At 36.1% G+C, this 19110-nt stretch carries 19 protein-coding genes and 1 pseudogene; 16 read left to right on the forward strand and 4 right to left on the reverse strand.

Annotation, left to right across the window (positions count from 1 at the left end; genetic code table 11):
* Nucleotides 1–153 precede the first annotated feature (153 nt).
* The gene (locus ACQKNI_RS22180) at nucleotides 154–711 is read left to right on the forward strand and encodes an RNA polymerase sigma factor (RefSeq protein ID WP_088232536.1); all 558 of its coding nucleotides are present in this window, start codon (nucleotides 154–156) and stop codon (nucleotides 709–711) included.
* Nucleotides 677–2101 carry an anti-sigma factor gene (locus ACQKNI_RS22185; protein WP_088232537.1) on the forward strand — a complete coding sequence of 475 codons (1425 nt, stop codon included), beginning with the start codon at nucleotides 677–679 and terminating at the stop codon, nucleotides 2099–2101. The genes ACQKNI_RS22180 and ACQKNI_RS22185 overlap by 35 nt, the downstream gene beginning before the upstream one ends.
* A 41-nt stretch (nucleotides 2102–2142) precedes the next feature.
* Here the strand turns inward: ACQKNI_RS22185 and ACQKNI_RS22190 are convergent, their stop codons facing one another.
* On the reverse strand, nucleotides 2143–3096 hold the full coding sequence (locus ACQKNI_RS22190) for a helix-turn-helix transcriptional regulator (protein WP_427282693.1): 954 nt from the start codon (nucleotides 3094–3096) through the stop codon (nucleotides 2143–2145).
* A gap of 109 nt (nucleotides 3097–3205) precedes the next feature.
* Between ACQKNI_RS22190 and ACQKNI_RS22195 the strand changes: the two genes are divergently transcribed.
* On the forward strand, nucleotides 3206–3727 hold the full coding sequence (locus ACQKNI_RS22195) for a dihydrofolate reductase family protein (protein ID WP_088232539.1): 522 nt from the start codon (nucleotides 3206–3208) through the stop codon (nucleotides 3725–3727).
* 32 nt (nucleotides 3728–3759) lie between these two features.
* Here ACQKNI_RS22195 and ACQKNI_RS22200 read toward each other — a convergent pair whose 3' ends face one another.
* Entirely contained in the window at nucleotides 3760–5130 is a 1371-nt protein-coding gene (locus ACQKNI_RS22200; protein WP_427282694.1) for an ATP-binding protein, read from the reverse strand.
* A complete protein-coding gene (locus ACQKNI_RS22205) occupies nucleotides 5127–5819 on the reverse strand; it encodes a response regulator transcription factor (RefSeq protein WP_088232541.1) in 693 nt (230 codons plus the stop codon). Before ACQKNI_RS22205 ends, ACQKNI_RS22200 begins: the two co-directional genes overlap by 4 nt.
* Nucleotides 5820–5989: 170 nt before the next feature.
* Between ACQKNI_RS22205 and ACQKNI_RS22210 the strand changes: the two genes are divergently transcribed.
* The 4 genes from ACQKNI_RS22210 (at nucleotide 5990) to ACQKNI_RS22225 (ending at nucleotide 9718) form a co-directional block, all read left to right on the forward strand.
* Nucleotides 5990–7240, forward strand: coding sequence for an ArsR family transcriptional regulator (locus tag ACQKNI_RS22210; protein ID WP_088232542.1), 1251 nt, complete (start codon nucleotides 5990–5992; stop codon nucleotides 7238–7240).
* A gap of 156 nt (nucleotides 7241–7396) precedes the next feature.
* Nucleotides 7397–8848: a SulP family inorganic anion transporter gene (locus tag ACQKNI_RS22215; protein ID WP_098357167.1), complete on the forward strand. Its 1452-nt coding sequence runs from the start codon at nucleotides 7397–7399 to the stop codon at nucleotides 8846–8848.
* Between the two features lie 113 nt (nucleotides 8849–8961).
* Entirely contained in the window at nucleotides 8962–9384 is a 423-nt protein-coding gene (locus ACQKNI_RS22220) for a universal stress protein (protein WP_088232544.1), read from the forward strand.
* A gap of 217 nt (nucleotides 9385–9601) precedes the next feature.
* Complete coding sequence (locus tag ACQKNI_RS22225; protein ID WP_088232594.1) at nucleotides 9602–9718, forward strand: DUF4027 family protein; 117 nt, start codon at nucleotides 9602–9604, stop codon at nucleotides 9716–9718.
* 166 nt (nucleotides 9719–9884) lie between these two features.
* On the opposite strand, the pseudogene glpT reads toward ACQKNI_RS22225, so the two are convergent.
* Nucleotides 9885–10055, reverse strand: a pseudogene (glpT, locus tag ACQKNI_RS22230) (glycerol-3-phosphate transporter); the annotation flags it as partial.
* A 272-nt stretch (nucleotides 10056–10327) separates the two neighbouring features.
* Between glpT and ACQKNI_RS22235 the strand changes: the two are divergent.
* From ACQKNI_RS22235 to fsa, 9 genes are all read left to right on the forward strand, one after another.
* Complete coding sequence (locus ACQKNI_RS22235) at nucleotides 10328–10786, forward strand: MarR family winged helix-turn-helix transcriptional regulator (protein ID WP_088232546.1); 459 nt, start codon at nucleotides 10328–10330, stop codon at nucleotides 10784–10786.
* Between the two features lie 19 nt (nucleotides 10787–10805).
* Nucleotides 10806–12419 carry an MDR family MFS transporter gene (locus ACQKNI_RS22240; protein WP_088232547.1) on the forward strand — a complete coding sequence of 538 codons (1614 nt, stop codon included), beginning with the start codon at nucleotides 10806–10808 and terminating at the stop codon, nucleotides 12417–12419.
* 137 nt (nucleotides 12420–12556) lie between these two features.
* Nucleotides 12557–13528: a ribose operon transcriptional repressor RbsR gene (gene rbsR, locus ACQKNI_RS22245; RefSeq protein WP_088232548.1), complete on the forward strand. Its 972-nt coding sequence runs from the start codon at nucleotides 12557–12559 to the stop codon at nucleotides 13526–13528.
* Between the two features lie 13 nt (nucleotides 13529–13541).
* Entirely contained in the window at nucleotides 13542–14438 is an 897-nt protein-coding gene (rbsK, locus tag ACQKNI_RS22250; protein WP_088232549.1) for a ribokinase, read from the forward strand.
* Nucleotides 14435–14830, forward strand: coding sequence for a D-ribose pyranase (gene rbsD / locus ACQKNI_RS22255; RefSeq protein WP_088232550.1), 396 nt, complete (start codon nucleotides 14435–14437; stop codon nucleotides 14828–14830). The genes rbsK and rbsD overlap by 4 nt, the downstream gene beginning before the upstream one ends.
* Nucleotides 14831–14848: 18 nt before the next feature.
* Entirely contained in the window at nucleotides 14849–16333 is a 1485-nt protein-coding gene (rbsA, locus tag ACQKNI_RS22260; protein WP_098253307.1) for a ribose ABC transporter ATP-binding protein RbsA, read from the forward strand.
* A 2-nt stretch (nucleotides 16334–16335) separates the two neighbouring features.
* Nucleotides 16336–17271, forward strand: coding sequence for an ABC transporter permease subunit (locus tag ACQKNI_RS22265; protein ID WP_071717581.1), 936 nt, complete (start codon nucleotides 16336–16338; stop codon nucleotides 17269–17271).
* Between the two features lie 14 nt (nucleotides 17272–17285).
* Entirely contained in the window at nucleotides 17286–18212 is a 927-nt protein-coding gene (gene rbsB / locus ACQKNI_RS22270) for a ribose ABC transporter substrate-binding protein RbsB (protein ID WP_088232552.1), read from the forward strand.
* A gap of 34 nt (nucleotides 18213–18246) precedes the next feature.
* Nucleotides 18247–18894, forward strand: coding sequence for a fructose-6-phosphate aldolase (gene fsa, locus ACQKNI_RS22275; RefSeq protein WP_088232553.1), 648 nt, complete (start codon nucleotides 18247–18249; stop codon nucleotides 18892–18894).
* The last annotated feature ends 216 nt before the right edge of the window (nucleotides 18895–19110 follow it).

Here is a 19110-nt window from a genome sequence, read left to right on the forward strand (position 1 = left end):
GGAAAATTCTAATAAACAAAAGCCCAATTTCTCAGTTAAAATAGAGAAATTGGGCTTTTGTTTATTCTATTATTCGATTTTATATATTAAAGAATGCTGTAGTGTCACAAATTATATCGTCCATTCGTTATATAGAGTGAGAGGAGGAATTATATGAAAGTTACAAACAACGATTATGAAAAGATGGAAGAGCTATATGAGTTGTATGAACAAAAAGTTTATTATGTAGCGTATTCTATTTTAAATAATATTCAACAGGCTGAAGATGCGGTTCAAGAGACATTTATTACTCTTTATAAGAACTTGGAAAAACTTCATAGTTTGAATACTGAAGAGCTTAAACGCTACATTTTGAGGGTCGCAAAAAACAAGGCAATTGATAGTTACCGGAAAAATAAACGACATGAAACATTTTTAGAAGAATATGAAAGAGAATCAACAGAAGCAGTAGATGAAAATATTGAAGAGTGGGAAAAACGTACAATGTCTGAGGTTCAAATTGATACATTGCTAAAAGAGTTAAATGAATCTAATAGACAGGTATTTAAGTACAAAGTCTTCTATAACTTAACGTATCAAGAAATTTCAAGTGTCATGGGGATAACGGAGGTTAATGTCCGTAAGCAGTTTGAGCGTGCTCGAAAACGAGTTCAAAATATGATAGGAGGTATACAACATGACGAATTCAAAGAACTCCAAAGAAATGTATGACCTTGCTGAAAAAATTGCTTTAGATGATTTTGATAAACTCGAAGAACAACATGAATTTTCACATACATATACGCGCAAAAAGAAATTGTTTATGGAAGAAATGAAGCTGAAGGGCGAGCGACCACAGAAAAAGCGTAAAAGACATCGTATGTTAATCGCTGCTGCCTGTTTATTGATTGGTATGCCGACAACCGTTTTTGGTGCAGTGAAAGTTTATAATATGATTGTTCAAAAACAAAATTACGAAGTAAATGTTTCAGTAACAAATAAGGATTCGAAAAAGAGTGATCAGTGGTATAAGTTGAAGGTTGGTAAATTACCAGAAAATATGGAAGCGATTGATGACAGTGCTATGAAATATTCATTTAAAGATAACTACGCAAAGGGGGGATTTTCATTCGCTCTTTGGAGGATAGGAAAAAACTCGGATTTTCAAACTATGTATTCGAAAAGTTATGAGGAAAAGGAGATAAATGGTAAAAAAGCAGTGATTGTTCATAAAGACACTGGAAATAAAGATTTAATGTTTAATAGGGTGATTTTTCTCTATTTTGAGGAAGAGGGAATTATGTTACAAAGTTATATTGGAAACGATATAAACGAAGAACAAATGCTGGATGTGTTAGGAAACATTTCACTTGAGCCTACGTCAAAAGAAAAGGCATCACATATAACAGATTATGATAAAAAGTATTTTAGCGAAGAAAGTAAGCCTAAAACAACTAAGGTGATTCCTTTGAAAAAAGATAGCAAACAACTATTTCATATAGGGCAAAAGGTTCCAGTAACGATATCTATGGATAACAGCAAAATTGAATATGTGATAGAAAAAGTTGAAGTTTTTGATTCAATCAAAGATTTTAAGCATGAAAACTTTAATGAAACGGGATTAGGGAGACTAAGCGAGAATCAAGCTTTGGATCAAGTAGGACAATTGATACCATATAGACGAGATGAATATAAACTTGGAAATGGTAAAGATTCAATTGATCAATTAGTAGAGTCGAAATTAATTCATCCTAAATTTGTCTACCTGACAACAACAGTGAAAAATATAGGTAAACAGGCGACAAAAGAAATCTATATGCATCCATCCATGCAAGTACTCAAAAGTAAGGGTAATGTATGGAATTATGCTGGGAAAGATGGAATTGCAGAAAGAAATATTATGACGGGTGAAGTGGATTATTTAGAACCTCACGGAGACGGGAAAAGCTTTTACAATATTGGCAGTATCCGACCGGGAGAAACGGTAAAAGTTAACTTAGGTTATTTTGTAGATGAGGATAAACTAGATTCAATCTTTTTGGATGCTTTCAATTACAGAGGAACTGGCGAAACTGAAAATATGAATGCGAAACATCGTTGGTGGTTTGATATTCGTCAATAGTAAAAACAATAGGAACAACTGAACCAAAAAGCTGCTTATATTTAGCAGCTTTTTTCGTCTTCATACATATGTAAAATTTCTTTCGCGCGTATACGTAAACCATCTATCAATTCTTTCGGTTCTAACACTTTTACATCTTTTCCAAGTCTATAAAATAAAGGGGTAATAAAATTGACTTCACCTTTATCAATTGTTGAATGTATATATCCTGTTCCATCTTCGTTTACTACAACAAACTCTTCAAGGTAAGGAACGCTTTTACATTGGCGTACACCTTCTGTTGTTAGTAAAACATGTAACTGAGTAGGACTGTGTACTACGTTATAGTTAGAGGTAAACCACTCTTCTAAATTCATGAATGTATCTTCATTTTCTTCTGTGGATAATATAGAGAGAATACGATCGACGCGATACAATAATACTTTTTTTCTACTAAAGTCATAGGATGGTAAGTACCATAGCCCGTCATGAGCATATACACCGATAGGATGAACATGTTTTGTTTTTATTCCTGATTTAGATTCGTATTGAAAGTGTAAATTTTTATTTTCAATGGCGGCAGTTAATACTTCTTTTAAAAGTGGTGTATCAATAGTTCTTTTCGGATTCCAAAAGGCAATATAAGAACGTATTTTATCAACTTTCGCTTTCGCATCATGTTGTAGAGAGCTATACAGTTTATGCGTAACAGAATTAATCTCTGCATTAAAAGGCAAGTCTCGGTAGTAGCTTAAAGATTGAAATGCAAAAAAGATAGAGACCGCTTCTTCTTCCGTAAATAAAATAGGGGGAATTACTCTATTCGTTAATACTTTATATCCTCCGTTACGACCTTGTTCAGCATAAATAGGTAACCCCATATCACTTAAATCTAAAATGTATCTATGAACCGTACGGACGGAAATATTAAATTCATCAGCTATTTCTTGAGCTGTAAATGTTTTTTTCGCAGAAGCAAATATAAGAATATCTAATAAGCGTTTAGCTTTTGACAAATGTATCACCTTTTTTCTTTTTTAAACATGACATAAATTGTCGTGTTTTATTGTTAGTATATTGTTTATATCATAATGTTATCAAGATGAGATGCAAGGAGGAATAGATATGTCACGTGAGATTGTTTTGTTTATAGCGGCGAGCTTAGACGGATATATTGCGAAAGAAAATGATGATTTAGAGTGGTTAATGGAAACGGAAGGTGAAGGAGATAACGGTTATACAGAAATGTATGAAACAATTGATACAATAATTATGGGAAAGAAAACGTACGATTATGTAGTAGAGCATACGGAAACCTTTCCGTACGTTAATGAAAAATGTTATGTTTTTTCTAATTCAGAAAAAGGTTCAAACGAACATGTAGAGTTTGTAAATGAAGATATAGTGGAGTTTGTAAAAAAGTTAAAAGAGCAGGAAGGATCTAAAATATGGATGGTCGGTGGAGGAAGCCTACTGAGAGAGTTCTTTAAGAATAATCTAATTGATGAATATGTTGTCACGATTACCCCTCACATATTAGGTTCTGGCGTTCCGTTATTTCAAGACAAGAATCCAGAAATTCATTTAACTTTAACGGATACGAAACGTTTTGGACAGTTTGTGAATCTATATTATAAAGTAAAATAATAAAAACACGACTATTGATGATAGTCGTGTTTTTATATAAATGGCAATGAAATAGTAAAGCAAGACCCATGATCAATTTCACTTGTGACAGAAATATTCCCGCCGTGTAGCTCTACAATTTCCTTCACGATAGATAGTCCTAAACCGGTTCCGCCTGTAGCACGTGTTCTTGCTTTATCAACACGATAAAAACGGTCAAAAATGTGAGGGAGTTCTTCAGGCGGAATACCTTCGCCTTCATCTTCAATTGTAATGGAAATACGTTTATGTTCTTCTGTCACAGAAATATTGATATGAGAATATTCTTTTGAATGTCTATAGGCGTTATTTAAAATGTTCACTATCACTTGTTCGAATCGCTGTTCATCTAAGTTTACTAACAGTGTAGGAGGACAAGTGAAAAAAACTTTAATGTATCGTTCTTTATATATGGCGTTTACTTTTTCGGTTATGCGAGTGAAGAAGGTATGTAAATGTACTTCCTTTACTTGAATAGAAAAATTATGTTGTTCCATTTGAGCGAGTGAAAATAAATCTTGAACTAAGTTTGTAATGTAATCAGACTCATCTTTTATAATAGATAAATATCGCAAACGTTGCTCAGGAGATGTGGTTTCTTTTAAAGCAATGTCCGCATAACCCCTTACGTATGTTAACGGTGTTCGTAATTCGTGAGCAACACTTGCTAGAAATTCACTTCTTTCTGTTTTCATATAATGTAAATCATTTGCGAGCGTTTGGATAGATGAGGCTAATTCCCCAATTTCGTCATTTCGAGTAGTCGTTAACGAAACTGATAAATCGCCCTTACTCATTTTTTCGGTCGCTTGTTTCATGTGTAACAATGGTTTTGTTAATAAACGGGATAATAGAAAAATGGTGATGACTGTTAGTAGAAATGTGATGATACCGGCAATAAGGAATTGTTTTGTTAGCCTATTAACCATCTCTTCAATGGATTTTGTTTCAAGAAACATGTACACATAGCCTTCATGTTTTCCACCTACTACAATGGGGCTAACTGTACAAATATAATTAGACGTTTTCCAATGATTTTCTATAATAGCTCCGTTATGGTCGGTTCGAGTTTGCATTCCACTAATATGATTTTTTATAGTCGTGTTTATTTCATTAGATTTTGCTAATACGTCTTTATTCGCATCTGTAATAACGACAGTTGTTTCAGCTTCGGATTCCATTAAAGCGACATGGGAGATTGTTTGCTTGTCATAATATTTTTCAAGAACATCTCGGTGACTATTTCCACGCTTTAATAAAGCAGTCATTTCTTCATTTACTCTATTGTTTACAAGGCTATAATAAAGCAAAACAAATAGAACACTTTCGATTAAAAGTGTAACAATTAAAAAATAAAATCCGAATTGAATAGAGATTCGTTTCATCGTTTCGCTCCTTGATCTTCGGTATCAATCCATCGATAACCAACTCCGTATACAGTTTTCAAATGATGATCGATAGGGAAGTTTACTTTTCGTAATTTATCACGCAAATTACGAATATGTGAATCGACTGTACGATCTTCTGTATTTGTATTGAATCCCCAAACTCGTTCAATGAGCTGATCACGGCTTAATACGTAGTTCACATGGCGTAAAAATAACCCGAGTAAAGAGAATTCGATTGGCGTGAGGAGAAGTTCTTCATTATGGACAGAGGCGGAATGCTTTGCTTCATCCCATAAAATACTATGATATTGTATTTGTTTATGTTCATTCGTCCGCCTTAAAACAGCTTCAATTCTCGCGAAAAGCTCTTCTTCATGGAAAGGTTTTGTTATGTAATCATCTGCCCCGAGTTTTAATCCTTGGACGACATCTACTGTTTGATCACGAGCAGTGACCATAATGATAGGAACGTTACTAAAGGAACGAATTCTTTTACATGTTTCCCATCCGTCCATCTTTGGCATCATAATATCGAGTAAAACAAATTTGAAATTTCGATTCTCTATATGTGAAATAGCTTCTTCCCCAGATACTGCACATATGCAGTTATATCCGATTGGAGTGAGATAAAGCGTTAATAATTCAAGCATTCTCGGTTCATCGTCTACGAGTAGTATGTCAATCATAGAGTACCTCCGCATTTGTATTACTTAAATTGTAAGTCAAAATCATGAAGAAATGGTGCAGATTATAATGCATCTGCATAATTTCTTCAGAATTGCTTGTTATTGTTTAGTTGAACTTCTACTTTAGGTAAGGATATTGGCTCAATAATAACGAATACGGAGGCGATATAATGAAAAAAACAACCTGCATTTTGGGCGTAACGATAATTACAGCATTTGGTCTTGCTGCATGTGGCCAAACGAATAATATGGATCATACAAACCATGAATCTACAAAAGAGAAGGAAACAGAGAAAACGGAAATGAAAATGAATCAGGAGGTAACTGCGCCGAAAGAAATGAATATAGGTGCATCGAATGATTTATTAACGACAAGTTTAAAAAATGTGACGAGATTAAATACAACTGACCCATTGCAAATGGCAGTATTAACTTCACAAACGATATGGCCAGCAACTCATAAAGAGAATCAGCCAGGCGCGGTTATTTTAGTACCAGTAAACGAGTGGCAATTAGGGATTGCAAGTGCAGATCTTATTCATCATCCAAACAACGGACCGATTTTATTTATAGAAAAAGAAAAGGTACCTGAAATGACGTTAAAAGAAATAAAACGATTAAATCCTCTTGGAACGAAGGAGGGAACGCAAATTATGGTGATGGGAGATGTAGGGACAGCTGCTCTTGAACAATTAAAAGCCTATAAAGTAAAACAAATAAAAGAAACGGACCCCGCTACATTTGCAAAAGGTGTTGATAAAGAGTATGCCGATATAACAGGAAGTTATCCGAATAGCGTTATTATCGGTTCATCCGAAGAAGAAGGACGTTTATACACAACACCAGCTGTAAACTGGATTTCTCATATGCCAGAGCCGCTGCTGTATGTAGAGAAAAATAAAGTACCAGATTCTACGATAGAGGCATTAAAGATGAGAAAAGAGAAAGCCAATATATATGTATTAGGCCCAGAAAAAATTGTTTCAAAAGAAGTAGAAAAAGAGTTAAGCAAATATGGAAAAGTAACGCGTATTAGTGGCGAAACACCGACAGAAAATTCAATTGCGTTTGCAAAATTTAAAGATGAAAAAACGAAATTCGGCTGGGGATTTACAAAACCAGGTCATGGTTTGTCGTTTGTTTCGAGTACAACACCAGATTTAGCGGTTGCAGGAGCTCCGTTTTCACATATGGGTAAACATGCACCTGTTGTCTTACTGGAGGAAGGAAAAGCTTCGCAACCAGTGTATGACTTCCTTGCTACTATCCAACCGAAGTTTAAAGATGATCCAACACTTGGACCGTATAATCACGGCTTCTTATTAGGAAGTACGAGTGATATTTCATTTGAAACACAAGGTATACTAGATGAGAGGTTAGAGATTGTGCAAGAAAGTGGTCAAGGACACGGTGGACATTAATGAAATGAGAAAAGACGCTGCTAAAGTGGTGTCTTTTTCTTTAGGAAACTTTTACATAGCGCAAAATCCTTTACTCGTTATATAATAGCCTTCGTGCAGTCGGCTAGATTTTCTTATGGAGAAAATCAAATGATAAAAGAGTAGAGGAGTGGTAGTTTGTTTCAAACGATAAAAAATGATTGGTTCTCCAACGTGAAAGGGGACGTACTATCAGGGATTGTTGTTGCTTTAGCATTAATTCCTGAAGCAATCGCGTTCTCCGTTATTGCGGGCGTGGATCCGACCGTTGGATTATACGCAGCTTTTTGTATTGCGGTTACTATTTCATTTGTTGGCGGAAGGACTGGGATGATTTCAGCTGCAACAGGTGCAATGGCATTATTAATGGTAACGCTCGTTAAAGATCACGGTTTGCAATATTTATTTGCCGCGACTATATTAACCGGTATTGTCCAAATTATTTTTGGTTTGTTCAAACTGAGCTCATTTATGAGGTTTATTCCGAAATCAGTTATGAGTGGTTTTTTAAATTCACTTGGCATTTTAGTTTTTACAGCGCAATTGCCACATTTTAAAAATGCAACTTGGCAAATGTATGCACTTGTCGCATTAGGACTTGCAATTATATATGTATTTCCACGTATTACGACGGCTGTCCCGTCTACACTTATTTCAATTATTATAGTGACAAGCATTGCACTTATGAGCGGATTACAGTTAAAAACAGTAGGGAATATGGGAAACTTACCGAAAGAATTACCGTTTTTTAGTATTCCTGACGTGCCTTTTACACTTGAGACATTAGGGATTATTTTACCGTACGCAGTTATGCTTGCAATTATTGGATTATTAGAGTCATTATTAACGGCTTCGGTTTTAGATGATATGACACATACAGAAAGTAATAAGCACAAAGAGGCACGTGGACAAGGGATTGCAAACATTGTGGCTGGTTTCTTCGGAGGAATGGCGGGATGTGCAATGATTGGGCAATCTGTTATTAACATTAAATCAGGTGGACGAGGTCGTTTATCAACATTTGTAGCGGGTGGTTTTTTAATCGTATTACTATTCGTTTTAGGAGATTATGTTGTTCATATTCCGATGGCAGCTTTAGTTGCCGTTATGATTATGGTTTCAATCGGAACATTTGATTGGAACTCTGTAGCAACGATTCATAAGGTGCCGAAAGGGAATGCTTTTGTTATGATCGTAACGGTTGTCGTTGTTCTAATCACACATAATTTAGCGTTAGGTGTAATTATCGGAACAGTAATTAGTGCGGTTTTATTTGCATTCAATATGGCAAAGATCCACGTGAAACATTTATATATTGAAAATAAGAAAATATATGAAATTCATGGTCAACTTTTCTTTGCGTCTACGGCCGATTTTATAAAAAACGTTTCTTACGATGAAAATGTGAAAGAAATTGAGTTGAACTTTACTCACGCCCATGTATGGGATGATTCAGCGGTAGCCGCAATTGATAAAGTTATTATGAAGTATGAACAAAGTGATGTGAAAGTAAGTATAACGGGATTAAATGAACGTAGCTCGAAACTCGTTACAAATTTAGCTACTTATAATAAAAGAATTGCTGGTTAAAGAACTACAATTTTTAAATTTTATATTCATGTGTAAGCCCTCTTTTTTGAAAGACAAAAAAGGGGGCTTTTGTATTATAATACGAGTAGGATAACGAAAAGGGGATTCAGCATATGTACAAACAAATTATATTAGCATGCGATGGTTCTGAACATGCAGTTCGAGCAGCAGAGCATGCAACATATATTGCGAAATTTAACGAAGAAACAAATATTGAAGTTGTGTACGTAGTAGATAATAGAACGGCAAAATCAGATATTATACAAGGACAAACAGATTTAGAAACAATATCAGCTAGTCGAAAAGATAAATTAAAAGAGATTGAGGGTTTATTAAAGAAAGAGAACATTTCCTACAAAATTACGATTCTACACGGTGATCCTGGAGATACGATCGTTCAGTATGTAAATACAGGGGATATAGATCTTGTTGTTGCTGGAAGTAGAGGATTAAATACATTGCAAGAAATGGTACTTGGTAGTGTTAGTCATAAAATAGCAAAGCGTGTGAAATGCCCGGTGATGATTGTAAAATAAATTGAGTGAAATATGTATTAGCGAAAGCAAGACCTGGATATAATTCGAGGTCTTTTTTGACGTATAAAGGGAGAGTGTATGGGCATACTAAATATATAAGTTTTAAAAAATGTTAACTTACAAATTTGTAAGTTAGTTGTCAGAGAAATCGATGTTATGAAATTTTCCCCGTTGGTAAAATAAGAGTATTAAAGGGGAGATAGGGAGGATGGAAGAAATGAAATCATTTCAAAATTTATCATATAGTCAAGGGGTAAGCTTAATTTGTTTAGGGGGATTTGCTGCATCTGTTACGTTAGCAGTTTTAATAAAGACGTTTCAGCAAATGTTTTAATTTTATAGTAGGGAAGGATTTGGTTGTTATAAATAGTAAGAAAAGTGCTGTAAATAAAGAATAGCTCTTAGCATGTATATAAACGCTAAGAGCTATTCTTTATTTACATATTATATTTTGTTTAAGCTTGTTTCGCTTTTGTCGATCCTGTGTTTAAAGTAAGAGCAAGGAAGAACATTGCAAGTGAAAAGTTTTTTCGAACAAAGTAATAACCTGCATAGCCGATGAAGATACCTAAGAATACTTGTAAACGTAATTTACGGTATTCACTATCAACGCGATCAGCTGGTAAGCGTTCCGCGTGGGGCGCAGGTTTAAAGAATTGTGTGAAAAACATAAAATGAAAATCCTCCCCTAATTAATTCGAAGTGTCGTACGTCAGAGAGAATACAAAAAGGCCATGAAATATAAAAAAGTTCCCTTTTTTATGATTCATAGCCGTATACTCCGATTCTCCGTGACTGTCAATATTAACTTCGACGAAAATTATACAACTTTGTGTCAAGAATGTAAACGTTTTTATGAATAAAAAGTGTTGACGGATTTTGTTCGTGGTATTAATATTTAAATACATTAAATATTTTATTGCTTAAATAAGAGGTGGATAACATGCCAAATGATATGACGCATATCGATAAAATTCAAGCTCTCGCCTTTTCAATTGGAAAGAAGATGCAGACAGAGTTATTAGAACAAATGCAAGCAACAGGACTTACACCACCGCAGTTTTATATTTTAAAGATTTTAGATCATTATGGGGCTTCAAGAGCGACAACATTAGCAAAGAAGATGTATGTGAAGCCTAGCGCAATTACGGTGATGATTGATCGTCTAATCGATCAAGAACTTGTAGAGCGCTATCATGATAAAGATGATCGTCGCGTTGTCGTCATTGAGTTGACGAAAAAGGGGAAAGCTAGGGTGGAAGAGGCAATGACTGCTCGTAATGAGCATATTGCAAAATACTTCTCACACTTAGAATTACAAGAAAGAGAAGATTTGTTACGTCTCTTTGAGAAGTTAGAAACAATTATTTGCGGGACACAAGAGAAAAAAGAGAATAACTAAGAGGAATTGAGGAGATTACATGGAGCAACAAGACAATATAAATAGAAAGTTGTTGTTAATCGGTTTAGTAATCGCGATGCTATTTGCTGCGTTAGATGGAACAATCGTAGGTACAGCAATGCCACGTATCGTTGGTGAACTAGGTGGATTAAGCTTAATGACATGGTTAACAACTGCTTATATGTTAACATCAACGACAGTCGTACCAATCGCAGGTAAATTAGCGGATTTACTTGGTCGTCGTAACGTATATATAACAGGGCTAATTATCTTTATGGTTGGCTCAGCGTTATGTGGTATGGCAAATGGTATGACAGAATTAATTATTTTCCGTGGTATTCAAGGTCTTGGTGGCGGTATTATGATGCCAATGGCTATGATTATTATCGGGGATATGTTTACAGGAAAAGAACGTGCGAAATGGCAAGGTATTTTTGGTGCGTTATACGGTCTTGCTTCTGTAATTGGACCACAAGTTGGTGGTTGGATTGTAGATGCAGTGAATTGGAGATGGGTATTCTACATTAACTTACCAGTTGGTATTTTAGCGACGATCTTTATCGCAATGGGATTAAAATCACATAAACAAACGGGACCAATTAAAATTGACATCGCTGGAATCTTTACGATGATTCTCGGTGTTGTAAGTTTATTACTTGCGTTAACGTTTGGCGGAAAAGATTACGCGTGGGATTCTTGGCAAATTATCGGGTTATTTGCACTATCTGTAATTGGTATCGTTAGCTTTATTATTGTGGAAAAGAAAGCGGAAGAGCCAATCTTACCGATGCATTTCTTTAAAAATCGCACATTTACATTATTAAATGCGATTGGATTCTTTATGAGTATCGGAATGTTCGGTGCGATTATGTTCGTACCATTCTTCATGCAAGGTATTGTAGGAGTAAGTGCTGCTGAATCAGGGACGATTATGACGCCGATGATGATTACAATGATTGTGATGAGTATTCTTGGTGGTCAACTTGTATTAAAAGTTGGTGTGAAACCACAAATTATTACAGGTATGCTTATTATGGCTGGTGGATTCTGGTTATTAACAACGATGGATATGCACACAACGAAGCTAACTGCTACTTCTTACATGATGGTTATCGGTTTAGGAATGGGTCTTGTAATGCCGACATTAACATTAGCGCTACAAGAAAGCTTCCCGAAAAAAGATCTTGGTGTCGTAACATCATCAAGTCAATTTTTCCGTCAAATCGGTGGAACATTTGGTATTACAATTTTAGGATCAATTATGAATAACACTTCAGGTACAACATTAACAAATAAATTAGTGCCTGTATTAGATACGTTCCCGAAAGAAGCGGGAGAAATGGTAACAAAATTGAAAGATATGATTCATACAGATCCACAAGGTTTATATTCGATGCTATTTAATCCGGAGGCATTAAAGCAAATGCCAGAAGCATTCTCTAATAGCATCGTGCCAATTTTAAAAAATTCTTTAGTAGACTCACTTCATACTGTATTCTTAACAGGATTAGTATTTATCATAGTAGGTGCCATCTTTACGATTTTCTTACAAAAGATTAAACTGTCTGATCGTAAAAAAGGTGTTGAAGAGCCTGTTATAGAAGAGAAAGAACGAACTGCATCATCTTCATAATGAAAAAGCATCGCCATATGGCGATGCTTTTTTGAGTATAACCTTAAAAGCTTTTTAGTGAGAAATGATTGACGTATTTTTAGAAATACGTTATATTATTTTCTGTAAACGGTTACATGAAATGGAGAGGGAAGAAAATGAGTACGATTAAAGACGTTGCAAAATTAGCGGGAGTATCTGTTGCGACCGTTTCCAGGGTGTTAAATAAAAATGGATATGTTCACGAAGATACGTTAAAAAAAGTAGAGCGTGCAATTGAGATGTTAGATTATAAGCCCAGTACAGTAGCGCGTTCACTGTATAATAAAAAATCTCGTTTAATAGGTTTAGTTGTTCCGAATATCGTGAATCCATTCTTTCCAGAAGTTGCACGTGCCGTAGAAGATGTAGCACATAAGCAAGGATACACAGTTGTACTTTGTAACTCTGATGAGAGTTTAGAAAAAGAAAAGCAATATATTGATGTACTTAGGCAAAATAATGTGGATGGATTTATTGTAGCAACGAATCCACAAAACAGTATTAATTACATGAATTTGCCAGTTCCAGTTGTTGCAATTGACCGTATGTTTAATGAACGTATACCTACTGTGTATGCAGATAACTATGCGGGAAGTCAGGCCGCTACAAAGTTATTGTTAGATAAGGGGTGCAAACATATTGCACATATTCGTGGACCTCGTGATGTAAGTACAGCGAATGAACGTTTTGAAGGTTTTGTAGATGTTATTACGCAAAATAATCTTTCATATATGATCGCAGAAAGTACATTTGATCCAGCTAATAGTGAGCGTGTAGCGATGGAATTATTAGAAGAATACCCGCATATTGATGGAATTGTTGCTGGGAACGACTTAATTGCAATTGGTATCGTCAAAGCAGCAATGCAAAAAAGAATTTCTATCCCAGATGATTTACAAATTATCGGATTTGATGGAATTTCTTTAACAGAAATGATGTATCCATCTATTACAACGGTTGCACAACCCATTTATGAGATGGGGAAAATTGCGACAGAATTACTGTTAAAGCAGATGGAAGGTAGTCCGCTAGAAGAGAAACACTATCGTTTACCGATTGAAATTATAGAACGAAATACAACGAAGTAGGGAGATGAAACAGATGCCAAATATTGCAGTAGTAGGCAGCATTTCAATGGATTTAGTGGCTGTTTCAAAAAAACGGCCGAAAGCAGGAGAAACAGTAATTGGTGAAGCGTTTCATACAATTCCAGGGGGAAAAGGAGCGAATCAAGCAGTTGCAGCAGCAAGATTAGGAGCCAATGTAGCGATGGTTGGTGCGGTAGGAAATGATGATTACGGAACAGTTGTTAGAAGAAATTTAGAAAACGAACGCGTTTTTATCGACTATGTGGTACCGGTTACAGATGGAACGACAGGAATCGCTCATATCGTTTTAGCAGAAGAGGATAATAGTATTGTTGTCGTACAAGGGGCAAATGCTCTTGTAAATGAGTCGGTTGTAGATCGTTCAAAAGATCTTCTTGTAAAAGCAGATATGGTTGTTCTCCAACTAGAGATCCCGCTGGAAACAGTAAAATATGTATTGGCTATTTGTGAGGAGCATAATATTCCAGTTATGTTAAATCCAGCGCCAGCACAAGTGTTATCAGAAGATATTTTAGAAAAGGCAACTTATATTACGCCAAATGAACATGAGTGCCGCATCGTATTAGATGATTTCACATCACCAATTGAAGATTTACTGGCGAAATATCCAAATAAACTATTGATGACAGAAGGTTCTAACGGTGTTCGTTTCCATAATGGAACGGAGATTGTACATGTTCCTAGCATTGCTGTCGATGTAGTAGATACGACTGGAGCTGGTGATACATTTAATGGTGCGCTAGCAGTTGCACTTTCTGAAGGAGAAGCACTTCAAAAAGCAATTCGTTTTGCGAACATTGCTGGAGGTCTTTCTGTAACAAAGCTTGGGGCACAAGGCGGTATGCCAACGAGAGACAGGGTACGTGAAGTGCAGGTGATTGTTGGATGAAGAAGCACGGTGTATTAAACAGTGAGATTGCAGCAGTCCTTGCTTCACTCGGGCATACAGATACGCTTGTAATTGCAGACTGCGGGTTACCTATTCCTGATGGAGTAAAACGAATTGATTTAGCGGTTGAAATCGGAAAACCAAGTTTTTTAGACGTATTACAAGTTGTAGCTGATGATATGGCAATTGAAAAAGTGACGTTAGCTGAAGAAATTATTATAAATAATGCGGAAGTAAATAAAGGAATCGAAATGAAATTAATGGATCCAGCATTTGAATATGTATCTCATGAACAATTTAAAGAGTATACGAAGAATGCGAAGGCAATTATTCGTACAGGTGAGGCTACACCTTATGCCAATGTAATTTTACATGCAGGCGTGATTTTTTAATAAAGGGAAGTGATGAGAATGCGTATTGAAATGAAAAACATTTCAAAGGCGTTCAATGGCAATCCTGTTTTAAAGAATGCACAGTTTATGATTGAAACAGGAGAAGTCCATGCATTGATGGGGGAAAATGGAGCGGGTAAATCAACGCTTATGAAGATTTTGACAGGTGTATATACAAAAGATGGTGGAACAGTCACAATTGATGGACAAGAACGTACTTTTAAAAATGCGAAAGAAGCAGAAGCCTATGGTATTGCATTTATACATCAAGAACTGAACATATTGCCGAATTTAACAGTAGCTGAAAATATGTTTCTTGGTAAAGAGTTAATGTACGGTAAAACAGGTATTTTACGCACACGCCAAATGAATGCAATGGCCCAGCAACAATTGGCAGAGCTAGGATTGAATGTAAGAGGCGCTATGTTAGCGGGAGAGTTATCGGTTGGACAACAGCAAATTATCGAAATTGCGAAAGCCTTAATGACAAACGCGAGCGTTATTATTATGGATGAACCTACTGCGGCACTGACAGATCGTGAAATCGAAACGCTCTTTACAGTTATAAATAAGTTGCGTAAAGAAGGTGTTTCATTCGTTTATATTTCACACCGTATGGAAGAGATTTTTTCAATATGTGATGCCATTACGATTTTACGTGATGGAGAATACGTAGGAAAGAGGTTAATTCCAGAAACGTCATTTGATGAAGTAGTGAGTATGATGGTGGGGCGCAGCATTGGTGAACGTTACCCAGAGCGTAATAGTCAAATTGGCGAAGTGATTTTTGAAATGCGTAATGGAACGAAAAAGGGGAAATTTGAAAATGTTTCGTTTCAAGTGAGAAAAGGTGAAATCCTTGGTGTAGCTGGTTTGATGGGAGCTGGTCGTACAGATATTATGAAAGCGATATTTGGATATGAACCGTTAGATTCTGGACAAATATTTATAAATGGGCAAGAAGTAAGGATTGATAGTCCGATAGATGCAATTAGGCAAAGAATTGCTTTCATTACAGAAGATAGAAAATCTGAAGGGTTAGTGTTAGATTTCTCAATTCGTGAAAATTTAGCTTTACCAAATTTAGAAAGTCTTTCAAAGGGAAGTGTCCTTAGTAACGAACTAGAACAACAATTTACAGGGGACATGATGAAACTGCTTAATGTGAAAGCATCTAGTGGAGAGCAAGCAGTGAAATCTCTTTCTGGTGGAAACCAGCAAAAGGTTGTAATTGCAAAATGGCTAGGTATTCATCCGCAACTACTCATTTTAGATGAGCCAACGAGAGGTGTCGATGTTGGAGCGAAAAAAGAAATTTACTCTATTATGAATAAGCTTACCGAGCAAGGAGATGCCGTTATTATGGTATCATCTGAGCTTCCAGAAGTTTTAGGAATGAGTGATCGCGTTCTCGTTATTCATGAAGGGAAAATCGGCGGTATTTTAGAGAAAGATGAGGCATCACAAGAGTCTATTATGGCACTAGCTACAGGGGGAGAGTAAGGATGGCTAAGAAGGGGAATGTATTACAACAACTTGGTTCTTTAATTGGACTAGTACTAATTATTGTAGTAATTACAGCTTTAAATCCAGCATTTATTGAAATTCCAAATTTATTTAATATACTGCGTCAAGTATCGATTAATGCGCTTATTGCATTCGGAATGACCTTCGTAATTTTAACAGGGGGTATTGACTTATCAGTAGGTTCTATTTTAGCATTATCAAGTGCACTTGTTGCTGGAATGATGGCAAGTGGCATGGATCCGTTCCTTGCAATGGCAGTTGGATTGTTAGCAGGTCTTGTAATGGGAATTATAAACGGTATCATCATAGCAAAGGGAAAAGTAGCTCCATTTATTGCAACTTTAGCAACAATGACTATTTTTCGTGGGTTGACGCTTGTTTATATGGACGGACGTCCGATCACTGGTCTTGGTGATCATTTAATGTTCCAAATGTTTGGCCGCGGTTATTTTCTTGGTATTCCGGTACCAGCTGTTACTATGATGATCGCTTTCGCAGTACTGTACTTCATTTTGAAGAAAACGACATTTGGTCGTCGTACATTTGCAATTGGTGGAAATGAAGAAGCAGCAGCATTATCAGGTATTAATGTTACGAGAATTAAAGTAATGATTTACGGTCTTTCCGGAATTTTGGCAGCGCTTGCAGGTATTGTCTTAACATCACGACTAGATTCTGCACAGCCGACTGCAGGTACTTCTTACGAATTAGATGCAATTGCAGCAGTTGTATTAGGTGGAACAAGCCTTTCAGGAGGAAGAGGATGGATTGTTGGTACATTCATCGGTGTACTTATTATCGGTGTACTAAATAACGGTTTAAATTTATTAGGTGTATCTTCTTTCTTCCAGCAAGTTGTAAAAGGGCTTGTAATCTTACTAGCTGTATTAATTGATCGTCGAAAAGAAGCGTAATGGAGGGACAGTTCATGAAGAAATGGTTACTTATACTCGTTGCATGTATTATGGTCATTACTGCTGGTTGTTCAATGGAACCACCAGAATGGGCAAAGGATTCTAGCGATAAAGGTCGAAATAAAACTATTAAAGTTGGATTCTCTGTTTCAACTTTAAATAATCCCTTCTTCGTAACTTTGAAAAAGGGTGCAGAAAAGAAAGCGAAAGAAAGCGGCATCGAATTGATTGCTGTTGATGCGCAAAATGATGCAGCAAAGCAAACAAATGATGTTGAAGATTTAATTCAAAAAGGTGTCGATGTAGTTGTTATTAATCCGACCGATTCAGATGCTGTTGCTTCAGCAGTTAGTGCGGCAAATGCAGCGAATGTTCCTGTTATTACAGTAGACCGCGTTGCAAATGCAGGTAAAGTTGTTTCTCACATTGCATCTAATAATATCGAAGGTGGTCAAATGGCTAGTGATTACATTCGTGAATTAGTCGGCGAGGGAGCAAACGTTGCTGAGTTAGAAGGAATCCCTGGCTCTTCTGCTGCTCGTGAGCGTGGGAAAGGATTCCATAACGTAGCTGATAAGTCTTTAAAAGTAGTTGCCAAACAAGCAGCTGATTTTGATAGAGCAAAAGGATTATCTGTTATGGAAAACATTTTGCAAGCAAATGGTGATATTAAAGCCGTGTTTGCGCATAACGATGAGATGGCACTAGGCGCGCTTGAAGCATTGAAGTCTGCTGGAAAAACAGATGTAGTCGTTGTTGGATTTGATGCAACAGAAGATGCTGTAAAAGCGGTTAAAGATGGGCGTATGGCTGCAACAGTTGCTCAAAAACCGGAATTAATCGGAGAGAAGGCGATGCAAACAGCAAAAGAGATAACGCAAGGTAAAAAAGTGGACAAATCTATTCCGATTGAATTAGAGCTTATTAAGAAAAATAAATAAATATAAAATGGAAATTAGGAAGGACGAATAACAAATGAAATTCTTTATTGATACAGCAAACATTAACGAAATTAAAGAGGCAAATGCATTAGGTGTATTAGCTGGAGTAACGACAAATCCATCACTTGTAGCAAAAGAAGGCGTAGATTTCCATGCGCGTATTCGTGAAATTTGCAGCGTTGTAGAAGGCCCTGTAAGTGCAGAAGTAATTAGCTTAGAAGCTGATAAAATGATCGAAGAAGGAAAAGAACTAGCGAAAATCGCTCCAAACGTTGTTGTAAAAGTTCCAATGACAACAGAAGGTTTAAAAGCAGTAAAAGCATTCTCTGATTTAGGAATTCGTACAAACGTTACACTAGTATTCTCAGCGGTTCAAGCATTACTTGCAGCTCGCGCTGGTGCGACATATGTTTCACCATTCTTAGGTCGCCTAGATGATATCGGTCATAACGGTATGGACTTAATTCGCCAAATCGCAGAAATCTTTGCAATTCACGGCATTGAAACAGAAATCATTGCAGCATCTGTACGTCACAGCGTTCACGTAACTGACGCAGCATTAAACGGTGCACATATTGCAACAATCCCGGCAAACGTAATTGCTTCATTAGTGAAGCACCCATTAACAGATCAAGGAATTGAGAAGTTCTTAGCTGATTGGGAAAAAACACAAGAGAAATAATATGAAATCGAGAATCCTAGTTTAATTGACTAGGGTTCTTTTTTTTATTTAAAAGAATTTTCATGCAATTTTGCATATTGTCTTTTAAATTTGTTATATAAGCTATTTAATATATATCAAATCACTTTTTATTTTTCATATTTCGACATAAAAAGGTAGGAGTCTGACCAGAAAACTGGAGGGCATGATTCTAGAACAGAAAGCTTAACGTTTATA

It is taken from the genome of Bacillus sp. NPDC094064, assembly GCF_050279585.1.
Classification (GTDB): domain Bacteria; phylum Bacillota; class Bacilli; order Bacillales; family Bacillaceae_G; genus Bacillus_A.